Genomic DNA, 20,519 nt, shown 5'->3' on the forward strand with positions numbered 1-20,519 from the left:
CGCCCCCCCCCGCCCCGCCCCCCCCCCCCCCCCCCCCACCGACCCGCCCCAGCACCACCCGACCCCCCCCCCCCCCCCCCCCCCCCCCCCCCCCCCCCCCCCCCCCCCCCCCCCCCCCCCCCCCGCGGGCGTGGGTCGGTGGTGCCGCGCGGCCGGTGCAGTCAACGCGGTCGCCGGGGTGAGCGCACGCCGATTACCCCGGCGGTCGGCATGGCACGCTGCTCGCCGTGCGGAGGAGTGCCGGTGTGCTGCTGTACCGCCGGGCCGCGGACGGCGGGCTCGAGGTGCTGCTCGGGCACATGGGTGGCCCGTTCTGGGCGCGCAAGGACGCCGGGGCGTGGTCGGTGCCCAAGGGCGAGCACGACCCGGGGGAGGAGCCGCTGGACGTCGCCCGGCGGGAGTTCGCCGAGGAGCTGGGCTCGCCGGTGCCCGCGCAGGAGTTCCTCGACCTCGGCGAGCTGCGGGTGACCAGCGGCAAGCTGCTCACCGTCTTCGCCGCCGAGGGAGACCTGGACGCCACCGCCTGCGTCAGCAACACCTTCGACCTGGAGTGGCCGCCCCGCTCGGGTCGGGTGCAGCAGTTCCCCGAGGTCGACCGGGCCGCCTGGCTCACCGTCGAGCAGGCCCGGGTCGCGCTGGTGCGCGGCCAGGTGCCGTTCCTGGACCGGCTGCTGGCCCGGCTCGACCCCTCCTGAGGAGCGCCCCGACCCGGTGCGGGGCGCTCCCCAGGGTCAGGGGCGTCCGGCGTGCGGGACGTCGACCGTGGTGGTCAGCAAGGTCGCCTCGCGCACCGGCGCGCGGTTGTGCTCGTAGAAGTCCGGCGCGCAGCACAGCAGGAGGGTCCGGCCGTCGTCCCCACCCAGGGCGCAGGCGAAGACGCCCTGCCCCTCGGGGGCGCGCACCTCCTCGACCACCTCACCGCCCGGTGCCAGCCGCGCCGCCCGGCCGCCGACGGCGTCGGCGATCCACAGGTGGCCCTCGGCGTCGAGCGTGCAGCCGTCGGGGGCGACCACCAGCTGACCGAGCACCTCCTCGGTGGTGCTGCCGGTGACCTCCGGGCCGAGCTGGGCCCACACCCGGCGGCCGGTGAGCGAGCCGTCGGCGGCCAGGTCGAAGGCGGTGACCCGGTTGCCCAGCGTCTCGTCGACCAGCAGCGTCCCGCCGTCCGGGGTGATCACCATGCCGTTGGGGAACTGCAGGCCCTCGGCCACCACGGTGACCGTGCCATCCGGGTCGACCCGCTTCACCGACGCCGTGCCGGCCGCCCCGCCGCCCATCAGGTCGAAGCCGAAGTCGCCGACGAAGACGTGCCCGGCGTCGTCGACCACCAGGTCGTTGAGGTGGCCGCCGCAGTGCTCGGTGAGGTCGGCCAGCTCGGTGGTCTGCCCGTCGGTGACCCGCAGCAGCCGGTGGTCCTTCATCGAGACCGCGACCATCGCGCCGTCGGGGAGCCAGCCCAGGCCCGAGGGCTGCCCGGGCACCTCGGCCACCACCTGCTCGGCGCCGTCGGTGCCGATCCGGCTGATCGTCCGCCGGTAGAAGTCCGACACCCACCAGGTGCCGTCGTGCCAGCGCGGGCCCTCGAAGTAGGCGCCGCCGGTGAACAGGGTGCTCAGTGACCTCGTCGTCATGGCCGGACCCTAGCCAGCGCCGGCCGCCGCGCGCAGCCGCCGGTTTCCTGCTCCGGCCGCTCGGGCACGGGGAGTCCGACACGACAGTGGACGACGGAGGGACACCCCATGCAGGTCGGTTACAAGCTCGCCACCGAGGCCTTCACCCCGACGCAGATCGTCGAGCAGACGGTGGCGGCCGAGGAGGCCGGCTTCGACTTCGTCGAGCTCAGCGACCACTACCACCCGTGGCTGGAGGAGCAGGGGCACAGCGGCTTCACCTGGTCGATGCTGGGCACGATGGCGGCGAAGACCGAGCGGATCGGGCTGGCCACCGGCGTCACCTGCCCGACCGTGCGGTACCACCCGGCGATCATCGCCCAGGCCGCGGCGACCGTGCAGATCCTCTCCGACAACCGGTTCACCCTGGGCATCGGTGCCGGTGAGCGGCTCAACGAGCACGTCGTCGGCGGCGGCTGGCCGGCCGTCCGGATCCGGCACCACATGCTGCGCGAGGCGCTGGAGATCATCAATCTGCTCTGGCAGGGCGGCTACCAGTCCTACGAGGGGAAGTACCTCACCCTGGAGGACGCGCGGGTCTTCGACCTGCCCGACCAGCTGCCGGTGCTCGCGGTGGCCAGCGGTGGCCCCGGGGCCTCCAAGCTCGCCGCCCAGTACGGCAGTGGCCTGTTCGCCACCGAGCCCAAGCCCGAGCTGGTGCAGGCCTACGCCGAGCACGGCGGCAGCGGGCCGAAGTACGCCGAGGTGCCGATGGCCTGGGCCACCGACGAGGACGCCGCCGCGCAGGAGGCGCTGAGGACCAGCCGCTGGGCGCTGTCGGGCTGGAAGGTGATGAGCGAGCTGCCCAACCCGGTCAACTTCGACGCCGCGAGCAGCTCGGTGACCGCCGAGGACGTCAAGGGCCAGTTCTCCTGCGGGCCCGACCTCGACCGGCACGTGCAGCAGGCCCAGCCCTACGTGGACGCCGGCTTCGACCACATCGTCCTGCAGAACGCCGGGCCGGACCCGGACGGCTTCATGGACGTCTGCAAGAGCGAGCTGATCGAGCGGGTGCGGTCGCTGACGCCGTCGTCCTGAGCGCCACCGCGCCGGACCACCGACCCGCCGGGGTGAGCCGCGAGGAGCGCTGGCAGCGCCGACTGGCGCTGCCGGTGCTCGTCGCGGCCCTGGCGTCGGTGCCGGCGATGTTCCTGACCTTCGTCGGGGGGCCGCTGGGCACCGCCGGGCGCTGGGTCGACCTGCTCAGCGGTGCGGTGCTCGTCGGTGAGGCGGTGCTGCTGTTCGCCGTCGCGGAGCACAAGCGGGCCTGGGTCCGCGGGCACGTCGGGTTGCTGGTGCTGACCCTCGCGGTCGTGGTCGCCGTCGTCCTGGCCGTCGGGCCGGTGCAGGTGCTCCGGCTGGTCCGGGCGGTCGGGGCGCTGCGGGTGCTGCGGGCCGGGCGGATCGTGCGGGCCGCCCGTGAGCTGCGGGCCCGTCTCGGCTGGACCGGGCGGGCCTCCAGCGTGTTCGCCGTCGGTGCGGGTCTGCTCGCCGCGGTCTTCGTCGGTGTGGTGCTCGCCGACCCGACCTCGCGGTCCCGGTCGCTGCTGACCTGGGCGATCGGCCCGATCAGCACTCCGGTGGTGGTCGTCCTGTCCGTGCTCGCGGGCCTGCTGCTGGGTGGCGCGACCTACCTGCTCGCCCGGGACAGCGGGCTCGGTGACGCCGAGCCGGCGGACGCCGAGACCTGAGTGAGATGACCCGGTTCCGGTTGAAGACGGCTCCGGGCGGGCATCCCTGAGGACGGTACGTACCGCACGTCCGCACGGAGAGAAGGAGATCGACATGGGACTGATGAGCAAGCTCACCAAGGGCGCTGCGGCCAAGAAGGCGATCTCCGCGGCGCAGAAGCCGGAGAACCAGCGCAAGATCAAGAGCGCGATCTCGTCGCTGCGCGGCAACAAGAGCGGCGGCACCACCGGCCGCGGTACCGGCCGGGTCTGATCCGACGCCCGGCGGCGCTCTGCCGCCGGGCTGGGCCCGGACCGCCGGGTGGTCAGCGTCGGGCTGGTCAGATCCCCACCGGGTCCGGGCCGACCTCGCCGACGTTGCGGCGCACGGCCGCGAGCAGCTCGGTGAGCCGCTCGCGGTCGCCTGCGTCGAGGTCCCCGACGGTGCGACGTTCGAGTTCGGCCCAGATCTGCTCGACCCGGCCCCGTAGCTCGCGCCCTCGCGGGGTCAGTGACACCAGCACGACCCGGCGGTCGTCGGTGGAGCGCTCGCGCTGGAGGAAGCCAGCCTCCTCCAGCCTGGCCACCGCCTTGACCGCGGTCGGCGGCTCGACCTGCAGCTCGCGGGCCAGTTCGCCGGGGGAGCGGGGCTCCCGGTCCCAGAGCAGCATGAGCAGCAGCTCCTGTCCGGGGTAGAGCCCCACCTCGCGCAGCAGTGCGCCGGCCAGCGTGCGGTGCGCCCGGGCCACGGCGGGGATCAGTGCGCTGATCGGGCCGACGCCCTCGACCGGATCGGCCATCGCTCCATGCCCCCTCGGAATGAACTGAGCCGACTAATGTTGAGCCGGCTACAGGAACCGCGTGAGGTGGTTCCCGGTCCGAGGGAGTACAGCATGAGCACCACTCCGCACCGCAGCGACAGCCCGCTGGTCGCCGTCGTCGGCGCCACCGGTCAGCAGGGCGGGGCGACCGCCCGGGCGCTGTTGGACGCCGGCGCCCAGGTCCGCGCGCTGGTGCGCGACCCCGGTGCGGCAGCCGCGCAGGCGCTGGCCGCGCGTGGGGCCGAGCTGGCCCGCGCCGACCTGCGCGACCCTGAGTCGCTGCGCGCCGCGCTGCGCGGCGCCGACCGGGTGTTCGGGATGACGACGTTCACCGAGCGCGGTGTGGACGGCGAGGTCGAGGACGGTCACGCGCTCGCCGACGCGGTGGCCGACGTGGGCGCCGGCCACCTGGTCTACAGCTCGGTCGGCGGCGCCGAGCGGCACACCGGCGTCCCGCACTTCGAGAGCAAGCGCCGGGTCGAGGAGCACATCGAGGCCCTGGGGCTGCCGGCGACGTTCCTGCGACCGGTGTTCTTCATGGAGAACCTCACCGGGCAGGGGCCGTCGCTCGAGGACGGTTCGCTCGTCGTCCGACTCCCGCTGCCCGGCGACGTGCCGCTGCAGATGGTGGCCGTCGCCGACATCGGCGCCGCCGCCGCGGCAGCCCTCCTGGACCCGAGCCGGGTGCCCGGTGGCGCGATCGAGCTGGCCGGCGACGAGCTGACCGGCGACCAGGTCGCCCAGGTGTTCGGCGCCGCCGCCGGCCTGCCCGCCCGCTACGAGGCGCTGCCGCTGGCCGTGCTGGGCGGCGACGAGGACATGACCGCGATGTTCACCTGGTTCACCCAGCGGCCCGCCTACCAGGGTGACCGGCCCGGCACCCGTGCGCTGGTGCCCGGCACCCACGACCTGGCCGGCTGGCTGGCCGACACCGGCTGGGCCCCGGCCGGCTGAGCGGCGTACCTGCCGATCCCCGCCGGATCCCTGCCAGATCGGTCGCGCAGGGGGACGGGGGACGCCGACGGCGGCCAGACTGCCGTCCGTGACCCCCGTTCCCGCTGCCCCGGGCCCCCTCGCTGACCTGGTGCCGGACTCCGCCGCGGCGGCCCTCGCGCTCGAGGTGGCCGGCCGGTTCTGCTCCCCGGCGCTGCTGGCGCACTCCTGCCGCTCGTACCTGTGGGCGGCGGAGTACGGCCGCTCGCGCGGCATCGCGTTCGACGCCGAGCTGCTGTACGTGGCGACGATGCTGCACGACATCGGGCTGGTGCCGGTCTTCGACAGTGCGACGGTGCCGTTCGAGGAGGCCGGGGGAGCGGTGGCCTGGGTCTTCGCGACGGGAGCCGGCTGGGACGCCGCACGCCGCGACCGGGCGGCCGCGGTGATCGTGGCGCACATGGCCGACGAGGTCGACCCCGCCGCCGACCCCGAGGGTCACCTGCTGGAGCTGGCGACCGGGCTGGACGTGTCCGGCCGCCGCCCCGAGGACTGGCCGGCCGCGTTCCGCACCGAGGTGCTCACCCGGTACCCGCGGCAGGGGCTGGCCGAGGAGTTCCTCGGCTGCTTCTCCGAGCAGGCCCGGCGCAAGCCGGCGTCGCGGGCCGGCCGGTTCGTCGCCGGTGGCTTCGCCGAGCGGGTGCGGGCCAACCCGCTCGACGGCTGAGGGCGGCTGCGGGTCAGGCGGTGAACCGGCCGTCGGCCTGCGCGGTGAGCCGGCCGGCCGCCACCACCCGGTCCAGCGCGGACTCCAGCAGGGGCAGCAGGGCAGGGGTGCGCCGGCGGTGGCCGAACACCTCCAGGGTGCGCGTGAGCAGCTCGTCCCTGGCCAGCCCGGCCTCCGCCCGGCACAGCGCGACCATGGCGTTGCCGATCTCCGCCGGCGCGACCTGGTCCAGCGGCCGCTCCGCGCTGGTCGCCTGACGGCGGAACCACGTCCAGGACGCCGGGTCGGTCGCCGCCGGCCAGACGAACTCGCCGTCGACGGTGGCGGTGGCCGGCAGCAGCCCCAGCAGGGCGTCCCGGCGGGCCTCGGTCACCCGGGACAGCCCGAACGCCGCGGCTGTCAGGCGGGTCAGCCGGTCGCGGTGCACCGGCCCCTCGGCCTTGAGCCCGGCGGTGAGGACCCGGCGCACCACCCGGGCGACCGCGGGGTCGGAGAGCTGGTCGAGCTGCTTCTTCTCCCCGGCCGGCTTCGGCGCCCAGGCGATGAAGGGCTGCTCCTCGTCCAGCGGTGCCGGCATGCTGCCGGCAGCGGCCGGCTTGGCGGCCGCCTTGCCCGAAGTGGCCTTCCGCGGGGTGGTCGTCGTCGGGGTGCCCGTGCCGGCCTCCGTGGTGCCGACCTCCGTGGTGCTGGCCTTCGTGGTGCTGGCCCGCGTGGTGCCGGCCTTCGTGGTGCTGGCCCCGGTCGTGGTCGGCTTCCCGGCCCGGGTGGCGGTCGCCGGCAGGGTGGCCTCGGTCGGCGCGGCAGCCAGCGGTGCGGGCTCCGCGGTCGGGACGTCGTTGGTCGCGGGTCCGGCGGGGGACGGTTCCGCGGAACCGTCGCCGGCCGGCTCGGAGCCGCTGGCAGGGGAGTCGCTGGCAGGGCCCTCGGTGGCAGGGCCCTCGGTGACAGGGGCCTCGGTGACAGGGGCCTCGGGAGCCAGGACCTCGACGGCCTCCTGCTCGGCCTCGACGATCTCGGGTGCCTCGACGGCCTCGGGCTCGACGGCCTCGGCGTCCGCGGGGTCTGCTTCGGGTGCATCGGGCTCGACGGGTCGGGTGACGGGGGTGGGGCGCAGCTGGATGACCTCGGCGAGGGGGCCGTCGTACTCCGGCTCCGGGTCCGGCTCGGGGGTGGGCTCGGGCTGCACGACCAGCGGCGCGGCGGCCTCGACGGCGGCGACGAGCGTGGCCAGCACGGCCTCGCGGTCGGCGAGCCAGGTCGGCAGCCACACCCGCTCCACGGCCGGCCAGTGCACGAGCTCGCCGAGCACCTCGACGGGCAGGCCGTCCCGGTCACCGACGGTCCGGCGGTGCGCCCAGGCCGGCCCGTCCAGCAACACGGCCAGCACCGGGGCGTCGGGCGCGTCGGCGGGGGCCACGGTCAGGTCGACCCGGAAGTCCGACAGCCCGACGTCGGTGCGCACGACCAGGCCGCGGGCGGTCAGCTCGGCGGCGACCTCGTCCCGGTGCCGGTCGAGGGCGGTCGCGGCGCGCTGGGGGAGCGCACCGGTCCCGTGCGTGGCCAGGTCGAGGTAGGCGCGTAGGTGCTGGACGCCGATCGGGGCGGTGTCCTCGGCCGGCAGCTGCGCCGGGTCGAGGGAGCTGAACACCACGACCTGCCGCCGCGCCCGGGTGATCGCCACGTTGAGCCGACGCTCGCCACCAGCGCGGCTGATCGGGCCCAGGTCGAGCGGCGGCCGCCCGGCGGCGTCCGGGGCGATGCCGAGGGAGAGCAGCACGGTGTCGCGCTCCTCGCCCTGCACGGCGTCGACGTCCTTGACGAACAGGCCCTCGCCGTCGGTGCGGGCCAGCGCTTCGACGACGCGCTCGTCACCGCTGTCACGGAGCAGCTCCTCGATCAGCGTCCGCTGCGGGGCGGTGAGGGTGACGACGCCCAGCGACGGCACGGCCGGGGCCGCCGCGGTGAACCGGCGCAGCACCTCGGCCACGACCGCCCGGGCCTCCGCCGGGTCGGCGGGCCGGCCCGGACCCGAGCGCACGAGCGTGCCGGACACCCGCACCAGGGAGACCCCGCGGTCGCCCGACGCGGCGGGCCCCGGCGCGGGGAAGGAGGACAGCCGGTCGTCGTAGTAGCGGCCGTTGCTGAACGCGATGAGCGTCTCGTCCTGGCTGCGGTAGTGCCAGGACAGCCGCTGCCGCGGCACCCCGGCCTGCAGGCACGCCGCGAGGACGCTCTCCTGCTCGGCGACGGTGCCCGGTGCGACCTCGTCGTCCGCGGACGGCGTTCCGTGGGTGCCCGGCGGCAGCTGCCGGCTGTCCCCGACGACGACCGCCGACCACGCCCGGCCGAGCGCGCCGACGGCGTCGGCGACCCGCAGCTGCGAGGCCTCGTCGAACACCACCAGGTCGAAGAGCCCGGGGGCGGCGGGGAGGAGGCGGGCCACCGAGTCGGGGCAGGCGAGCACGCACGGCATCACCGCGGTGATCAGCTCGCCGTAGGCGGACAGCAGACCGCGGACGCCGAGTCCCGAGCGCTGCTCGGCCAGCTCCTCCCGCAGTGCGCCGACCCGGTCGGCGTCGAGCCGGCGGCCGGCGAGCGCGCCCGCCGGCAACGCGTCGACCAGGTGCGAGCGGACGGCGCGCGAGGCGGCGCCGAAGCGCGCGACGGTGCGCTCGTGCTGCCCGGCGTCGAAGGCGTCCAGCCCGGTCGCGGTCCGCCGCTCCTCGACCGAGGCCTCAGCCAGCCCACGGTCGAAGGCCCGCACCGCGTCGTCGGCGGGCAGCAGCCCGTCGCGCAGCGCGGCCCGTGCCTGGGTCAGACCGGCCAGCCGCAGCGGCTCCAGGGTGTCGAGCAGGCTCACCCACCGCCGCAGCGACATCGGGTGCACGTACTCCACCCCGCGCTCGGGGCGGGTCATCGTCCAGCGCAGCACCAGGCCGTCGTCCCCGCTCCACGCCGCCAGCAGCGCGGTGTCGCTGGAGCAGGCGGTCAGCAGCACGTTCAGCGCGTCGCGCAGCCGGGCGACGGTGCGCGCGGACGACGGGTCGGAGACCGGGCCGCCGGCCAGGAAGCGGCGCATCGCCCCGGCGAAGCCGGTGCTCCCGTCGACCGAGGCCGCTGCCCGGCGCAGCCAGCGCACCTCGGCGTCCAGCACAGTGCGGCCGGCGTCGGTGAACGGGTTCCACCCGGCGGGCACCAGCAGGCCCGGGACGGCGGCCGCACGGCCGGCGAGGGACTGCACCGCGGTCTGCAGCCGGTAGAGGTCGGCGGTCAGCTCGGGGACGTCGGAGGTCTTCACCGAGGCCCCGGGCCGCAGCGCCGGGGCCAGCTGGTCGCGGACGGCGGCCAGCTTGCCGCGGCGGCCCATCCAGCCGGCGGCCGCGGCCTCCTGGGCCTGCACGAACAGCTCGCTCAGCGGCAGGGCGAGGGCCGCCGGCGTGGTGACGTCCAGGCCGGGCTGCTCGGTGCCGACCAGCTCGGCGACGGCCGCGGACAGGTCGTCGGTCGCCGCGGCCCACCGGGGGCGGCGCACCTCGTCCAGCACGTCGAGGCCGACGGCCGGGCCGGTGAGCAGGTGGACGATCGCGTCGAGGTCCTCGGCGGTGCGGGCGGCCCGGACGACGGAGGCCAGCCCGCCCTCGCCGGGCAGGTCGCGGATCGCGGCGTCGACGGCGACCGCCGCCTGCTGCACGGTGGTGATGTCGATGTCGATGGTGTCCAGGAAGGCCCAGGCGTGCCCGGCCGAGGGCCGTGCCAGGCCGGCGATCTCCGGGAGCAGGGCGAGCGCCCGGTGCACCTCCAGCACCGTGTCGGGGGTGGCCCGGGCGGCGAAGGTGGTGGTCACCGGCAGTGCGGGGACCGCACCGTCGGCGGCCAGCACCGCGTTGCGCGCCGAGTAGAACGACAGGCCGGCCGCGTTGGGGGCGTGCAGTCGCTCGGCGTACCGCTCGAGGTCACGGGTGGCGGAGCGCAGGCGCTCCTCCTCGGCCGTCATCCCCGGGGCGTCGCCCTCGACGGCGTGCTCCAGCGCGGCGCGGACCTGGGCGCGGACCACGGCCGGCCGGCTGCCCTTGTCGTGCAGGTCGAGCACGAACGGCCCCAGCCCGACCGCGTCCAGCCGGCGGGCCACGACGTCCAGCGCCGTGCGGTTGCCGGCCACGAACAGCACGCGCCTGCCCTCGGCGACGGCGCGGGCCAGCAGGTTGGTGATGGTCTGCGACTTGCCGGTGCCGGGCGGGCCCTCCAGCACGAAGGTCCGGCCCGCGAGGGCGTCGGCGACGGCGCGCAGCTGGGAGGCGTCGGCCGGCACCGGGCACCGGGCGGCGAGCGCGTCGAGGTCGACGGGGCCGGTGATGTCCTCGACCGGGTCGGTGAAGCGCTCGTCCGGGCCGTCGACCAGGTGGGCCACCAGCGGGTTCGCCGAGAAGTCCGACCAGTGCTCGTCGAGGTCGGCCCACAGCCGGTACCCGGCCACGGGGAGGACGGCCAGGTCGGCGGTCGCCTCGACCCGGTAGGGCAGCTCCGCGGCGGCCAGCGCGTCCCGCACGGCCCGCAGCACCGCCGGCAGGTCGGTGCCCGCGCCCTCGGCGGGGGAGGCGAGGCCGGGGACGGTCAGGTCGTGCCGCCGGTGCAGCTCCGCCAGCAGGCAGCCGTTGGGCGCACTGGTGCCGGACTCGTCCAGGGCCAGCCGGTAGGAGCCGTCCCGGCTGTCGGTGACGAGGACGACGGGCATCAGCACCAGAGGTGAGCGCACCGCCCGGCCGTCGACCTCCCAGACCAGCGAGCCGAGTGCCAGGTGGAGGTCGTTCCCGCCGGTCTGCTCGACGACGGTGCGCGCCTGGTGGGCCAGCGCGCGCAGCCGGGGCAGGTGGCTCGAGGGCGGCAGGTCGAGCCGCACCGACCGCTGCTCGGTCAGCAGCTCGGTCAGCTCGGGAGAGGGCAGCTCACGGGCCGCGGTCAGGCTCCGCTCGCGCTGGTCGCCGGCCAGCCGGTTCCCGGGCAGCAGGGTGAGCGTCTTCCCGGTGCTGAGCAGGTCCTCGAGCAGGGGGAGTGCGTCGTGCGGCACGGCCAGCGGGATGCCGGCGTGCTCGGGGTGGTCGAGCAGCCGGTCGCGGAGGCCGCGGCCCAGCAGCGCCTCCTGCCACTGCCGGACCCGGGCCGGGACCCCTGCGTCGGGGTCGTCCGCGACGGCCGGCTCGGAGGTGGGGGAGCCCGGCGCGCCGGGGCGGGGCCCGGCCACCGGTGCGTCCCCGTCCTGACCGGGCGCGGCGAGCGGGGTGTCGCCGACCAGCGGTGCGTCGTCGGCGAGCGGTGCGTCGTGCTCATGGCCTGGCGCGGGCAGCGGGAGCACGCCGTCCTGGCGAGCCCGGTGCACGTCGGTGACCCCGACGACCCGGTCGAGGTCGCCGGTCAGCCACCGGCTGTACGCCGGCCCCTGCAGGTCGGCGCTGGTGTCGCCGCGGTCGGTGAGCAGGGTGGTCTCGACCAGCCGGAGCTCACCGCGGTCGACCAGGCCGACCAGTGCCGTGACGTCGGTGGTGGCGGTGGCCTCGGCGCTGCGCTCGGCCCGCCAGTAGCCGAGGAAGGCGTGACCCTCGGCCACCCAGACCAGCGGCCGGATGCCGACGTGCTCGCAGGCGGCGGCCAGGGTGAGGACGATGTCCAGGGCCGTGCCGGCCCGGCCGTCGAGGACCTCATCGGGGGTGCGGAGCCGCTGGCCGGTCTCGGCCCAGTCGGCCGGCGGCTCGCTGTACCGGATCTCCCGCCGGCGCACCGCCCAGGTCAGCGCCTCGACGATCTCGTCGACCCGCTCGGCGCCGTCGGTGTACCCGGCCATCCGGCTGCTCTCGGTGCCCTCCTCCAGGAGGGCGGCCGCCTCGGCGACCAGGGCGGTGACCGCGGGGTGCTGCGGCTGCACGTGGGCGGCCAGCACCTCCAGCGCAGACGGCAGGGGCGCGGGCAGCCAGCGGTCGGTGGCCGGCGACGTCGACGGCTGCGCCGGGCCCTCGGAGCTCCACTGCAGGTCGGCCGCGTTCCCCATGGCCCCTGTCTACCCGGTCGGACGGACCGTTCCGCTCAGGTCCGGCCGACGGGTGGTGCGGGTGTGACAGCAGTTGTCGTTCTGTGACGGAACTCCCCGCACAGCGGAGCGCGGGTGGCTGGACGTCAGAGTCGGGCGAGGGTGCTGCAGTCGGGGCAGAGCGCCTCGGAGACCTCCGGCTGCGGCGGCCACGGGACCGCCTCGTCGCGTGCCACGTAGGCCCCGCACAGGGCCGTCCGTCCGCGGGAACCGGAGAGGCCGAGCGTGGCGTGCGCGGGTCCGATCAGCCGTGCCGTCTGGCCGGCCGGGTCGCTGAGCGACCCGACCATCATCACGGCGCGAGCCGTGCGGTACGTGAACCCCATGGCCTCACGATGGGAGGCGGGGGCGGCATCCTCCGGGCAACACGCTCACTGCACCAGCCCCGGCGCCCCACTGGCCCCGTCCGTCCCAGCCGGCAGGTCCGGACGTGGCCGTACCGCCACCGTCGACCTCCCCCCTGGTCGACGGTGGCGGTACGGGTACCTGGACCGGTCAGGCGGTGAAGCCGGCGCGGTCGACCTTGCGGTGGAACCGCTCACCGAGCTTGCCGCCGAGCACGGCGCCCAGCAGCGTCACGACCAGGACGGCGACCAGCGCGATGATGCCGGCGGTCGTCAGCGTGCCCTCGTCGATCGGGATGCGCGGCAGCTCCAGCTGGGAGAGCACGTTGTACTCCGACCCGAACACGGCCCCGGCGACGGCGAGCGCGATGACGACGAGCAGCCCGATCACCCACACGGCCACGCCCTGCCGGACGCCGTCGAAGCGGGCCATCCGCCCGGCGACGTAACCGCCGGCCAGGTAGGCGAGGAAGAGGACGACGAGCAGGGCGATGCCGCCACCGATCCCGATGCCGCTGGCGTTGGAGGTGGCCTCGTCGACCGAGGGCACGTCCTGGGTCAGCCCGATCGCCACCCCGGCCGCGGAGATGACGGCGATCAGCAGGACGGCGAGGCCGTTGGCGGACAGCCAGCCGAAGAACGCGGCGCCCCACTTGACCCCGCCGAAACGGTCGTGCTGCCGGTCGACGGCATCGCGGGCCGCGCCCTTGCTGGCGAACGCGCCGGCGCCGGCGTCGGCGGTGTTGTTGCGGAAGCTCGTCTCCCGGTCGCCCACGGAGGTGCCGCGGTCGGACGGGTCGTTCGGTGCGGTGCTGCCGGTCATGGGGTGCTCCAGGGGTGAGGTCGTCGCGGCCGGCGGGCGAGCAGCCGCTCGCCGGCCGCGACGAGTTCGGGGGCGCGACCAGGGGCCGGGCTGACCCGGTGGTCGCGGGGCGGTGCCGGATGGCGGCCGCCGGGGGGACCGGCGGCCGCCATCCGGCGGGGTGGGTGCGCGAGGAGCGCACCCGACAGCTCAGCGGCGGTCGGTGCCGGTGATGCCGTCGGTGTCGATCTGCTCCTTGCGGACCGTGTCGGTCACGGTCTCCTGCTCGGTCACCGTCTCGGTGTCCAGGCGCACGCGCTCGACCGGCACGGCCTCCTTCTGCACGACCGGGCGCTCGGCGTGCAGCGTGACCTCGTGCTCCTCCTCGGAGATCGCCGGGCCGTCGAGGGCGTCGCCGACGTTGGCGTCGGTGATCGGCTCGCGCTCGATCCGGACCTCCTCGTGGGAGACCGGGACGGTGGTCGTCACGTTCTCGGTGACGACGTACTTGCGCAGGCGGGCGCGGCCGGCCTCGACCTGCTGGGTGCCGACGCGGAGCTGCTCCTCCGAGCGGGTCATGGCGTCGTCCGTGGTCGGGCCCGAGGTGTCGTGGCCGACGGTGCCGTGCCGGTTGGTGTCGGTACCGGTGGCGGTGTCGGTGGCGATGCCGGTGTCCCGGCCCGTCGTGGTGTCGGTGCGGCCGGTGGTGACCGTCGTGTCGCGCGTGCCGATGCCCACGCCGTAGTAGCGGTAGAGCTCCTCCTCCTCGGCGGGGGAGAGGTGGCCCTGGTCGGCGTCGATCCGCGGCGCGTCCTTGACCTTGGCCTTCTCGAAGGGGACCCGGAGGGTGCCGTTGGAGACCGAGGCGTCGCTGATCGGGACGAACGTCTCCGAGGTGCCGAACAGGCCGGTGCTGACCGTGGCCCACTCCGGCGTGCCGGTCTGGTCGTCCAGGTAGACCTGCCCGACCTTGCCGAGCTTGTCGCCGCTGGCGTCGACCGCGTTGCTGCCGATGATGGTGGTGATGTCCTGCTGGGTGATCACGATGCCTCCAGGAGGGTCTGGGTGGACTGGGGGACGACCGTGGTGCCGTCGTCCACCGGACCCTCCTGTGCCCGCCCGTTTACGTCGTAAACAGGCGGGCCCCGACATTCGCCGGGGGCTCACCGAGCGGGCCACCGCGCAGGCCCGCGGGCTGCCGGGGATGGCCGTGCGCGGTGCAGCCGTGATGCCCGGTCAGGCCAGGTCGCTGACCTCGCCGTCGGAGTCCTTCGCCTCGTGCAGCACCCGCTCCAGGCGGTCGAGGAGGTTCTCCAGGGACTCCTCGAACTCCGCCGCGGACTTGTCCTGGCCCAGCAGCGGCTCGGTACGCGCGAGGTTCGGGTAGTCCGCCAGGTCGGTCCGCTCCTGCGCCTGTGGATCACCCTCGGGCTGGTCCAGCAGGCTCACCTGCGCCCCGATCTGGGTGACCTCCAGCAACAGGTGGCCGAGCAGGAAGCTGGAGTACGCGCGGTATGCGGCGACCGCGGCCTGGTCGGAGAAGCCCGCGTCGCAGAGCGTGCCGAGGAAGGACTCGACCAGGCGCAGGCTGCGCAGCGGCGGGCGCACCCAGGGGGCGGCCGGTGGCCGGCTGGCGATCAGCGGGAAGACGGCGGGGTGGGCCAGGGCGATCCGGCGCATCCCGTGGGCCAGCCGCACCAGGTAGTCCTGCCAGCCGGAGTGGTCGCCGATGTAGACGTCGTCGCCGTCCTCGTTGTCCCACAGCGTCTCGACCACCCGGTCGACGACGCCGTCGAGCAGGTCCTCGCGACCGGGCACGTAGCGGTACAGCGCCATCGCCTCGACGCCGAGGGAGGCCCCGAGCCGGCGCATGGTGAGCGCGGCCAGGCCGCTCTCGTCGATGAAGTCGATCGCCGCCTGCAGGATCCGCTCGCGGTCGAGCCCGGTGGGCCGGGTCAGCTCGCTGGCCGCCTGCTGGCCCTCCTGCACGGCCACCAGGTCCGGATCGCGTGGGTCGTCACTCGTCGTGTCCACCGTTCACCTCCTCGTGTCACGGTCACTGTCCTCGCCGTCGTCCGGTCGTGGGGTGGCCGTCCGGGAGACCTACCCCCTGTGAGGCAGACGTGCGTGGTCCCGGTGTGACGACGATCACTGCTAGCCAACGTGCTTGCTGCTGTTAGCGGCACCGGACGACGGGGCACGGAGGGCACGTCAGGTCACACCCCGACCCTGGAGTCCCCATGACCGACACCACCACGCTCATCGCCCAGCTGCGCGCCCTGCTCGTGCTCACCCAGACCGAGGAGCAGATCGCCCGGATCCGGGTGACCCAGGCCCGCACCGACGCCGTCCGCCGCGAACTGCAGCAGAACGCCGACCACGCGGCGGAGCGCACCACCGCGATCGCCGAGCAGCTGCGCCGGCTCGGCGGGATGACCGACGTCGTCACCCCGGCACTCGGCCGGCTCGGCGCACTCGTCAAGGCCACCCTCGAGCAGGCCGAGCCGATCGACGAGGCGCTCCTGCAGGACCTGCAGCTGGAGCACCAGCTGCTCGACCGCGCCACCTACCTCAAGGTGCTGGCCCAGGCCGCGGAGCAGCCGGCCGTGCACGAGCTGGCGGAGCGGCTGGTCACCGCGCACTCGGCCACCGTCGAGTGGCTCACCGTCGTCCTGGCCGAGCAGGCGCTGGGCGGGCCGGCCGCGTTGCGGGCCACCCCGTTCCAGCGGGTCGCCGGCGGGGCCAGCAAGCTGGCCAACCTCCCGGTCCGGTTCGCCGCCAACACGGTCAACCGGGCCGTCGACACCGCCCAGCACGCCGGTGGGCAGGCCGGCGGCGCGGTCAACGGCGTCGTCGGCGACGTGGTCGGGCGGGCCACCGCCCTCACCGGCGCCGTCCGGGAGACCCTGACCGTCGGCCGGGTCGCCTCGCTGCGCCGGGCCGAGCGCATCGCCGAGCGGGAGGGTGACACCGGCACCGCCGCGGCGGTCGCCGCGACCCGCCGGGAGCTCGGCGACCTCACCGCCGACGAGCTGCCGATCACGGGCTACGACTCGATGTCCACCGCGCAGATCGCCAAGGCGGTCCGCGAGCTGGACGACCCGCAGCAGGTCAACGCGATCGTCCGCTACGAGGAGGCGCACAAGGCCCGCTCCAGCGTGGTCAGCGCGACCCAGACCCGGCTCGCCGCGCTGGCCAAGGAGGCCGTCGGCATCCCGGAGTGACCGCGCCGGGCCGGCCTGCCGGTGGCCGGCCGGGCACGTCTCGCGCCCGGCCGGCCACCGTGGGCGAGGCCACTCGGCGGTACACGAGACGATCGTCACCATCGCGTTACAGCCGCGCGGGTTCGGGAAATGCTGTGTCTCATGACCACTGTGCCTGAGGTCGCCACCACCCCTGAGGTGCTGGAGAGCGAGTTCTCGCTCATGACCGCCGTGACCCGGCTGGACTTCCTGAGCCGGCGCGACAACGTCGCCATCGACGGCCCGAACGACCGCTCCGACGACGACGACGACTGGGCCAGCTTCAAGGCCGTCGGCACCTCCCTGGACACCGAGGAGGCCCTCGAGCTGCTGGCCCTGGGCGAGGTCGTCGCCCGCAAGGCGCACGAGCACCGTCAGCTCGGCATCCGCGCCGCCCTGCGGGGTGGCGCCGACTGGACGCAGATCGGCCGGGCCCTCGGCGTCCCGCCGCGCGCCGCCTGGGAGCGGCACGTCAGCTGGCTGGACGGCCAGGCGGCCGCCCGGCGCGCGGGCGACACCGACGCGCTGGACGCCGACGCGGTCGCCGCGGCCCGCCAGCTCGCCGGCCGCCGTCCGGCCTGACCCACCACTGCGCGTACCGAGAGGGCGCCCGGACCACCATTTGGTCCGGGCGCCCTCTCGTTCGTCGGCCGGTCAGCGGTGCAGGACGGCGAAGGTGGCCACCGCGTGCACCAGCGTGCGGCCCTCCTGCACCACCTCGGCCTCGCACACCGTCAGGTGCTCGCCCTGCTTGCTTATCCGGCCGGTGACCTCGAGGCTGCCGGGCCTGCCCGGGCGCAGGTAGGTCAGGGTCAGCTGGCTCGTGGCCGGGACGTCGGTCTCGCCGGTGCGGCTGCGCACCGCCCGGCCCATCGCGGTGTCCACCAGGGTGGCCAGGACGCCGCCGTGCACCGTCCCCGCCTCGTTCAGGTGCCGGTCGGTGGCGTCCAGCCGCAGGTGCGCCGTCCCGTCCTCCGCCGTCCCGCCGTGCACGCCGAGGGTGTCCACGAAGCTCGCGTCGCTCATCCACCGCCGCTACCCGCCCTGGTCGGGAGGACTCATCGTCATCCCGGCGCGAGCGGAATTGATTCCGCTGCGGAATCACACGAACGCGTACGGGCATTGGCCCTCATCAGGAGGAGTGTTTAGGGTCACGTCGGCACGGAGCGGTGCCCCAGGCGAGGAGGACTCATGTCGATGCGGACCACGGCTGCAGGCGTGCCCACCCCGGAGGTGGCCGAGCAGGGCGTCGACGTCGACGGGGCCCGCATGAGGGTGTTGACCGCGGGCACGGGACCGGCGCTGGTCTACCTGCACGGAGTCGGCGACCTCGGTGGCTGGTTGCCCTTCCTCGCGGATCTGGCCCGGTCCCACCACGTCGTCCGGCCGGACCACCCGGGCTTCAACGGGAGCGAGGACACCGGCGCCGGCTGCCCGGCCGAGCTGGCCCGGCAGCACGCCCGGCTCCTGGACCGGCTGGGGTTGGCCGAGGTGCTCGTGGTGGGCTGTTCCCTGGGCGGCTGGGTGGCCACCGAGCTGGCGCTGCAGCAGCCCGACCGGGTGCGCGGGCTGGTGCTCATCGACCCGGCGGGCATGCCGGCACCCGAACCGGCGCCGCGGGTGCTGGACCTCGAGCCGGCCGAGTCCGCCGAGCTGACCTTCCACGCTGCCGCCGTGCGGGCCGCGGCCGTCGAGCGGGGGCGGTCGATGGCGACACGAGACCCCGACGCCGCCGCCCGCGAACTGCGCAACCGCGCCGCCGCCCACCGGCTGGCGGGTGACCCCTACATGCACGACCCGACCCTGCCGGCCCGGGTCGCGGGGCTGGGGCAGCCGGTCCGGTTGCTGTGGGGTGAGTTCGACCGCATCGTGCCGGTCTCGCACGCCCGCGCCTGGACGGCTGCGCTGCCCCAGGCGGAGCTGTCGATCGTCCCCGGCACCGGCCACCTGCCGCACGTCGAGCAGCCCGCCGTGTGCGCCCAGCTCGCCCGGCTCGACTGAGCGGGCCGGGCATGGAGCTCAGGCACCTGCGCTACTTCGTCTCCGTCGCCGAGGAGCTGCACTTCCGCAAGGCCGCAGAGAAGCTGCACATCGTCCAGCCGGCGTTGAGCAAGCAGATCAGCGCGCTGGAGAAGGAGCTCGGCGTCCAGCTGCTCGAGCGCGACCGGCGACACGTCACGCTCACCGAGGCCGGCCGGGTGTTCCTGGAGGAGGCCCTCGAGGTGCTGGCCCAGGCCGACGGGGCGATGGCCCGGGCGCGCGCGGTCAGCCGGGGCGAGGTGGGCCGGCTCAACATCGGGTTCATCCAGCCGGCGCTGGCCGACCTGCTGCCCCGGTCGCTGCGGGTGTTCCGCCAGCACTACCCGGGTGTGCTGCTGACCCTCAGCGAGGCCACCAGCCGGATGGCGGTGGAGCGCATCTCCAGCCGGAACATGCACTTCGCCTTCACCCGGCTGCCGATCGACCCCCGCCCGGACCTGAGCACCGAGGTGCTCAGCGAGGAGTCCGTGCTGCTGGTGGTGCCGCGCGACCACCGGCTCGTGGAACAGGGCTCGGTGCGGCTGTCCGACCTGGCCGGGGAGGACGTCATCCTCATCGACCGCAAGGTGGAGCCCGAGCTGCACGACTACTACGTCGCGCTGTGCAACGACGCCGGTTTCAGCCCACGCGTCGCCCACGAGGTCAACAGCACGTGGGTGGCCATCGGGCTGGCGGCCGGGGGGCTGGGCGTGGCGTTCGCGCCTTCCTCGGCCCGGCTGGCCGCCCAGCACGGGGTCGCCTACCTCCCGATCGAGGGCGAGGCCCCGCGCTTGACCATGGGGGCGATGTGGCACGCGGGCCCGCGGCCCACGGTGCTGGACAACTTCCTGCGGCTGCGCCCGTGGGAGGTCCCGCCGGCTCCGCCGGTGCGGACCCGTGCGCCGTCGGCGGTGCCGCGTGGCGCCTGATCCGACCCCCGGTCGGCCGTCCGTGGCCGCTCCGGGAAATGGTCCTGCACGGTTTCGACATCGCCGTCCAGTCTGATCTCCCCGCGTTATCAATTGAGAACATCCGAGTTCTCCGCGGAATGTCCTGGCTGGCTACTGTGAACTGCGACACGCCCGCCGGGACGAACACCGGAAGAGGTCCCAGCCGACCTTTCCGTCCCGCACACACATCAATGACGATGGAAAGAGGTGCGACCGTGAGGAATGGTCGTCGTACGACGTCGGTCACGGCACTCTCCGTGGCCGCCCTGCTGGGTCTGACCGCCTGTGGCGGCGACTCCGATGACGGCGGCGGGTCCGCCGCCGCCGCCGAGGGCGGGGTCACCACGGTGACCGTCGGGTACAACCCGGCGTCCCAGTTCGCCCCGATGTTCGTCGGGATGGACCAGGGGATCTTCGAGGAGCACGGGGTCGAGCTCGAGCTGGTGCCGCAGACCGATGTCGCGGCGATCATCTCCGGCGTCGCCAGCGGGCAGTACGACTTCGGCTTCGCCACGGTCGTGCACGTCATCAACGCCCGGGCCAACAACATCCCGATCAAGGCGGTCGCCACCCCGGACGGCCAGCAGGCCACCGAGGAGGCCGACGACATGGGCAACGCGCTGGTCGCCGGCCCCGACTCGGGCATCACCGACGCCGGGGACCTGGAGGGCAAGACCCTCGGGGTCATCGGTCTCGCCTCGTTGAACACCCTGGCCGCGCAGGAGCTCGCCGACCAGGCCGGCGTCGACCCGACGAGCATGCAGCTGGTGCAGATGCCGTTCGGTCAGATGCCGGCGGCGCTGGCCGCCGGCGACATCGACGCGGCCGTGGTGCAGAGCCCGTTCATCGCCGAGGCGGTGGCCAGCGGTTCGACGGTGATCGCCAAGCCCAACGTGGAGCTGTTCGCCGACTCCGCGGTGGGCCTGTTCACCACCAGCGAGCAGAAGATCGCCGAGGACGAGGAGGTCGTCCGCGGGTTCGCCGAGGCCATGGTCGAGTCGCAGCGGTACGCCGCCGAGCACGTCGACGAGGCCCGGCAGACGCTGGTCGAGCACCTCGGCCTGACGCCCGAGGCGGCCGCGGCGGCGACCTGGTGCACCACGTGCACGCCGGAGCTGGACACCGACGGCTTCACCACGGCGCAGGAGCTGATGGAGAAGTACGCCGGCCTGGAGGACGCCCCCGACGTCGACGAGTACGTCTGGGAACCGGCGCTGGACCTGTGATCCCGGGCTCCGGTGCGGGCCGGCCCGGCCGGCCCG

Annotated in this window: 19 protein-coding genes; 11 read left to right on the top strand and 8 right to left on the bottom strand. The window is 74.9% G+C overall.

The annotated features are described in order from the left end of the window. The first annotated feature begins 227 nt into the window (after nt 1–227). Nucleotides 228–695, top strand: coding sequence for an NUDIX domain-containing protein (locus ACJTNH_RS19895; RefSeq protein ID WP_458178854.1), 468 nt, complete (start codon nt 228–230; stop codon nt 693–695). Between the two features lie 36 nt (nt 696–731). Here the strand turns inward: ACJTNH_RS19895 and ACJTNH_RS19900 are convergent, their stop codons facing one another. Further along, nucleotides 732–1,631 carry an SMP-30/gluconolactonase/LRE family protein gene (locus ACJTNH_RS19900; protein WP_458178856.1) on the bottom strand — a complete coding sequence of 300 codons (900 nt, stop codon included), beginning with the start codon at nt 1,629–1,631 and terminating at the stop codon, nt 732–734. A 108-nt stretch (nt 1,632–1,739) separates the two neighbouring features. On the opposite strand from ACJTNH_RS19900, the gene ACJTNH_RS19905 reads away from it, so the two are divergent. From ACJTNH_RS19905 to ACJTNH_RS19915, 3 genes are all read left to right on the top strand, one after another. Further along, on the top strand, nt 1,740–2,708 hold the full coding sequence (locus ACJTNH_RS19905) for a TIGR03557 family F420-dependent LLM class oxidoreductase (protein ID WP_458178858.1): 969 nt from the start codon (nt 1,740–1,742) through the stop codon (nt 2,706–2,708). Between the two features lie 32 nt (nt 2,709–2,740). Continuing rightward, the gene (locus tag ACJTNH_RS19910; RefSeq protein WP_458178860.1) at nt 2,741–3,361 is read left to right on the top strand and encodes a hypothetical protein; all 621 of its coding nucleotides are present in this window, start codon (nt 2,741–2,743) and stop codon (nt 3,359–3,361) included. Between the two features lie 94 nt (nt 3,362–3,455). Then, a complete protein-coding gene (locus ACJTNH_RS19915) occupies nt 3,456–3,614 on the top strand; it encodes a hypothetical protein (protein WP_222195326.1) in 159 nt (52 codons plus the stop codon). A 67-nt stretch (nt 3,615–3,681) separates the two neighbouring features. Here ACJTNH_RS19915 and ACJTNH_RS19920 read toward each other — a convergent pair whose 3' ends face one another. Beyond that, a complete protein-coding gene (locus ACJTNH_RS19920) occupies nt 3,682–4,140 on the bottom strand; it encodes a MarR family winged helix-turn-helix transcriptional regulator (protein ID WP_458178862.1) in 459 nt (152 codons plus the stop codon). A gap of 93 nt (nt 4,141–4,233) precedes the next feature. On the opposite strand from ACJTNH_RS19920, the gene ACJTNH_RS19925 reads away from it, so the two are divergent. Then, a complete protein-coding gene (locus ACJTNH_RS19925; protein ID WP_458178864.1) occupies nt 4,234–5,115 on the top strand; it encodes an NmrA/HSCARG family protein in 882 nt (293 codons plus the stop codon). 88 nt (nt 5,116–5,203) lie between these two features. Continuing rightward, nucleotides 5,204–5,821 carry an HD domain-containing protein gene (locus tag ACJTNH_RS19930; protein WP_458178866.1) on the top strand — a complete coding sequence of 206 codons (618 nt, stop codon included), beginning with the start codon at nt 5,204–5,206 and terminating at the stop codon, nt 5,819–5,821. Nucleotides 5,822–5,834: 13 nt separating this feature from the next. Here ACJTNH_RS19930 and ACJTNH_RS19935 read toward each other — a convergent pair whose 3' ends face one another. The 5 genes from ACJTNH_RS19935 to ACJTNH_RS19955 form a co-directional block, all read right to left on the bottom strand. Next, the gene (locus ACJTNH_RS19935) at nt 5,835–11,861 is read right to left on the bottom strand and encodes a DUF3320 domain-containing protein (RefSeq protein ID WP_458178868.1); all 6,027 of its coding nucleotides are present in this window, start codon (nt 11,859–11,861) and stop codon (nt 5,835–5,837) included. Between the two features lie 125 nt (nt 11,862–11,986). Next, nucleotides 11,987–12,226, bottom strand: a complete 240-nt coding sequence (locus ACJTNH_RS19940) for a hypothetical protein (RefSeq protein WP_458178870.1) — start codon at nt 12,224–12,226, stop codon at nt 11,987–11,989. Nucleotides 12,227–12,395: 169 nt separating this feature from the next. Continuing rightward, nucleotides 12,396–13,067 carry a hypothetical protein gene (locus tag ACJTNH_RS19945; protein ID WP_458178872.1) on the bottom strand — a complete coding sequence of 224 codons (672 nt, stop codon included), beginning with the start codon at nt 13,065–13,067 and terminating at the stop codon, nt 12,396–12,398. Between the two features lie 189 nt (nt 13,068–13,256). Further along, nucleotides 13,257–14,090 carry a DUF2382 domain-containing protein gene (locus ACJTNH_RS19950; protein WP_458178874.1) on the bottom strand — a complete coding sequence of 278 codons (834 nt, stop codon included), beginning with the start codon at nt 14,088–14,090 and terminating at the stop codon, nt 13,257–13,259. A gap of 192 nt (nt 14,091–14,282) precedes the next feature. After that, entirely contained in the window at nt 14,283–15,080 is a 798-nt protein-coding gene (locus tag ACJTNH_RS19955; RefSeq protein WP_458178876.1) for a TetR/AcrR family transcriptional regulator C-terminal domain-containing protein, read from the bottom strand. 206 nt (nt 15,081–15,286) lie between these two features. Here ACJTNH_RS19955 and ACJTNH_RS19960 point away from each other — a divergent pair, with 206 nt between their 5' ends. After that, nucleotides 15,287–16,270: a ferritin-like domain-containing protein gene (locus ACJTNH_RS19960; protein ID WP_458178878.1), complete on the top strand. Its 984-nt coding sequence runs from the start codon at nt 15,287–15,289 to the stop codon at nt 16,268–16,270. 141 nt (nt 16,271–16,411) lie between these two features. Beyond that, nucleotides 16,412–16,870 (top strand): hypothetical protein, encoded by a 459-nt coding sequence (locus ACJTNH_RS19965; RefSeq protein ID WP_458178880.1) that lies wholly within the window; start codon nt 16,412–16,414, stop codon nt 16,868–16,870. 72 nt (nt 16,871–16,942) lie between these two features. Here the strand turns inward: ACJTNH_RS19965 and ACJTNH_RS19970 are convergent, their stop codons facing one another. Then, nucleotides 16,943–17,314, bottom strand: a complete 372-nt coding sequence (locus ACJTNH_RS19970) for a PaaI family thioesterase (RefSeq protein ID WP_458178882.1) — start codon at nt 17,312–17,314, stop codon at nt 16,943–16,945. Nucleotides 17,315–17,479: 165 nt separating this feature from the next. On the opposite strand from ACJTNH_RS19970, the gene ACJTNH_RS19975 reads away from it, so the two are divergent. The 3 genes from ACJTNH_RS19975 to ACJTNH_RS19985 all read left to right on the top strand — a co-directional run bounded on the left by ACJTNH_RS19975 (nt 17,480) and on the right by ACJTNH_RS19985 (nt 20,483). Next, complete coding sequence (locus ACJTNH_RS19975; RefSeq protein ID WP_458178885.1) at nt 17,480–18,289, top strand: alpha/beta fold hydrolase; 810 nt, start codon at nt 17,480–17,482, stop codon at nt 18,287–18,289. A gap of 11 nt (nt 18,290–18,300) precedes the next feature. Beyond that, complete coding sequence (locus ACJTNH_RS19980; RefSeq protein ID WP_458178887.1) at nt 18,301–19,236, top strand: LysR substrate-binding domain-containing protein; 936 nt, start codon at nt 18,301–18,303, stop codon at nt 19,234–19,236. 278 nt (nt 19,237–19,514) lie between these two features. Further along, nucleotides 19,515–20,483, top strand: a complete 969-nt coding sequence (locus ACJTNH_RS19985) for an ABC transporter substrate-binding protein (RefSeq protein ID WP_458178889.1) — start codon at nt 19,515–19,517, stop codon at nt 20,481–20,483. Nucleotides 20,484–20,519: the final 36 nt, after the last annotated feature.

It is taken from the genome of Modestobacter lacusdianchii, assembly GCF_054177765.1.

What these genes read in the sequence shown, in the direction of transcription:
- ACJTNH_RS19915 (WP_222195326.1), top strand. Translation starts at nt 3,456, where the DNA reads ATGGGACTGATGAGCAAGCTCACCAAGGGCGCTGCGGCCAAGAAGGCG.
- ACJTNH_RS19900 (WP_458178856.1), bottom strand. Translation starts at nt 1,631, where the DNA reads ATGACGACGAGGTCACTGAGCACCCTGTTCACCGGCGGCGCCTACTTC.
- ACJTNH_RS19965 (WP_458178880.1), top strand. Translation starts at nt 16,412, where the DNA reads ATGACCACTGTGCCTGAGGTCGCCACCACCCCTGAGGTGCTGGAGAGC.
- ACJTNH_RS19905 (WP_458178858.1), top strand. Translation starts at nt 1,740, where the DNA reads ATGCAGGTCGGTTACAAGCTCGCCACCGAGGCCTTCACCCCGACGCAG.
- ACJTNH_RS19945 (WP_458178872.1), bottom strand. Translation starts at nt 13,067, where the DNA reads ATGACCGGCAGCACCGCACCGAACGACCCGTCCGACCGCGGCACCTCC.
- ACJTNH_RS19925 (WP_458178864.1), top strand. Translation starts at nt 4,234, where the DNA reads ATGAGCACCACTCCGCACCGCAGCGACAGCCCGCTGGTCGCCGTCGTC.
- ACJTNH_RS19970 (WP_458178882.1), bottom strand. Translation starts at nt 17,314, where the DNA reads ATGAGCGACGCGAGCTTCGTGGACACCCTCGGCGTGCACGGCGGGACG.
- ACJTNH_RS19920 (WP_458178862.1), bottom strand. Translation starts at nt 4,140, where the DNA reads ATGGCCGATCCGGTCGAGGGCGTCGGCCCGATCAGCGCACTGATCCCC.
- ACJTNH_RS19935 (WP_458178868.1), bottom strand. Translation starts at nt 11,861, where the DNA reads ATGGGGAACGCGGCCGACCTGCAGTGGAGCTCCGAGGGCCCGGCGCAG.
- ACJTNH_RS19980 (WP_458178887.1), top strand. Translation starts at nt 18,301, where the DNA reads ATGGAGCTCAGGCACCTGCGCTACTTCGTCTCCGTCGCCGAGGAGCTG.
- ACJTNH_RS19960 (WP_458178878.1), top strand. Translation starts at nt 15,287, where the DNA reads ATGACCGACACCACCACGCTCATCGCCCAGCTGCGCGCCCTGCTCGTG.
- ACJTNH_RS19975 (WP_458178885.1), top strand. Translation starts at nt 17,480, where the DNA reads ATGTCGATGCGGACCACGGCTGCAGGCGTGCCCACCCCGGAGGTGGCC.
- ACJTNH_RS19940 (WP_458178870.1), bottom strand. Translation starts at nt 12,226, where the DNA reads ATGGGGTTCACGTACCGCACGGCTCGCGCCGTGATGATGGTCGGGTCG.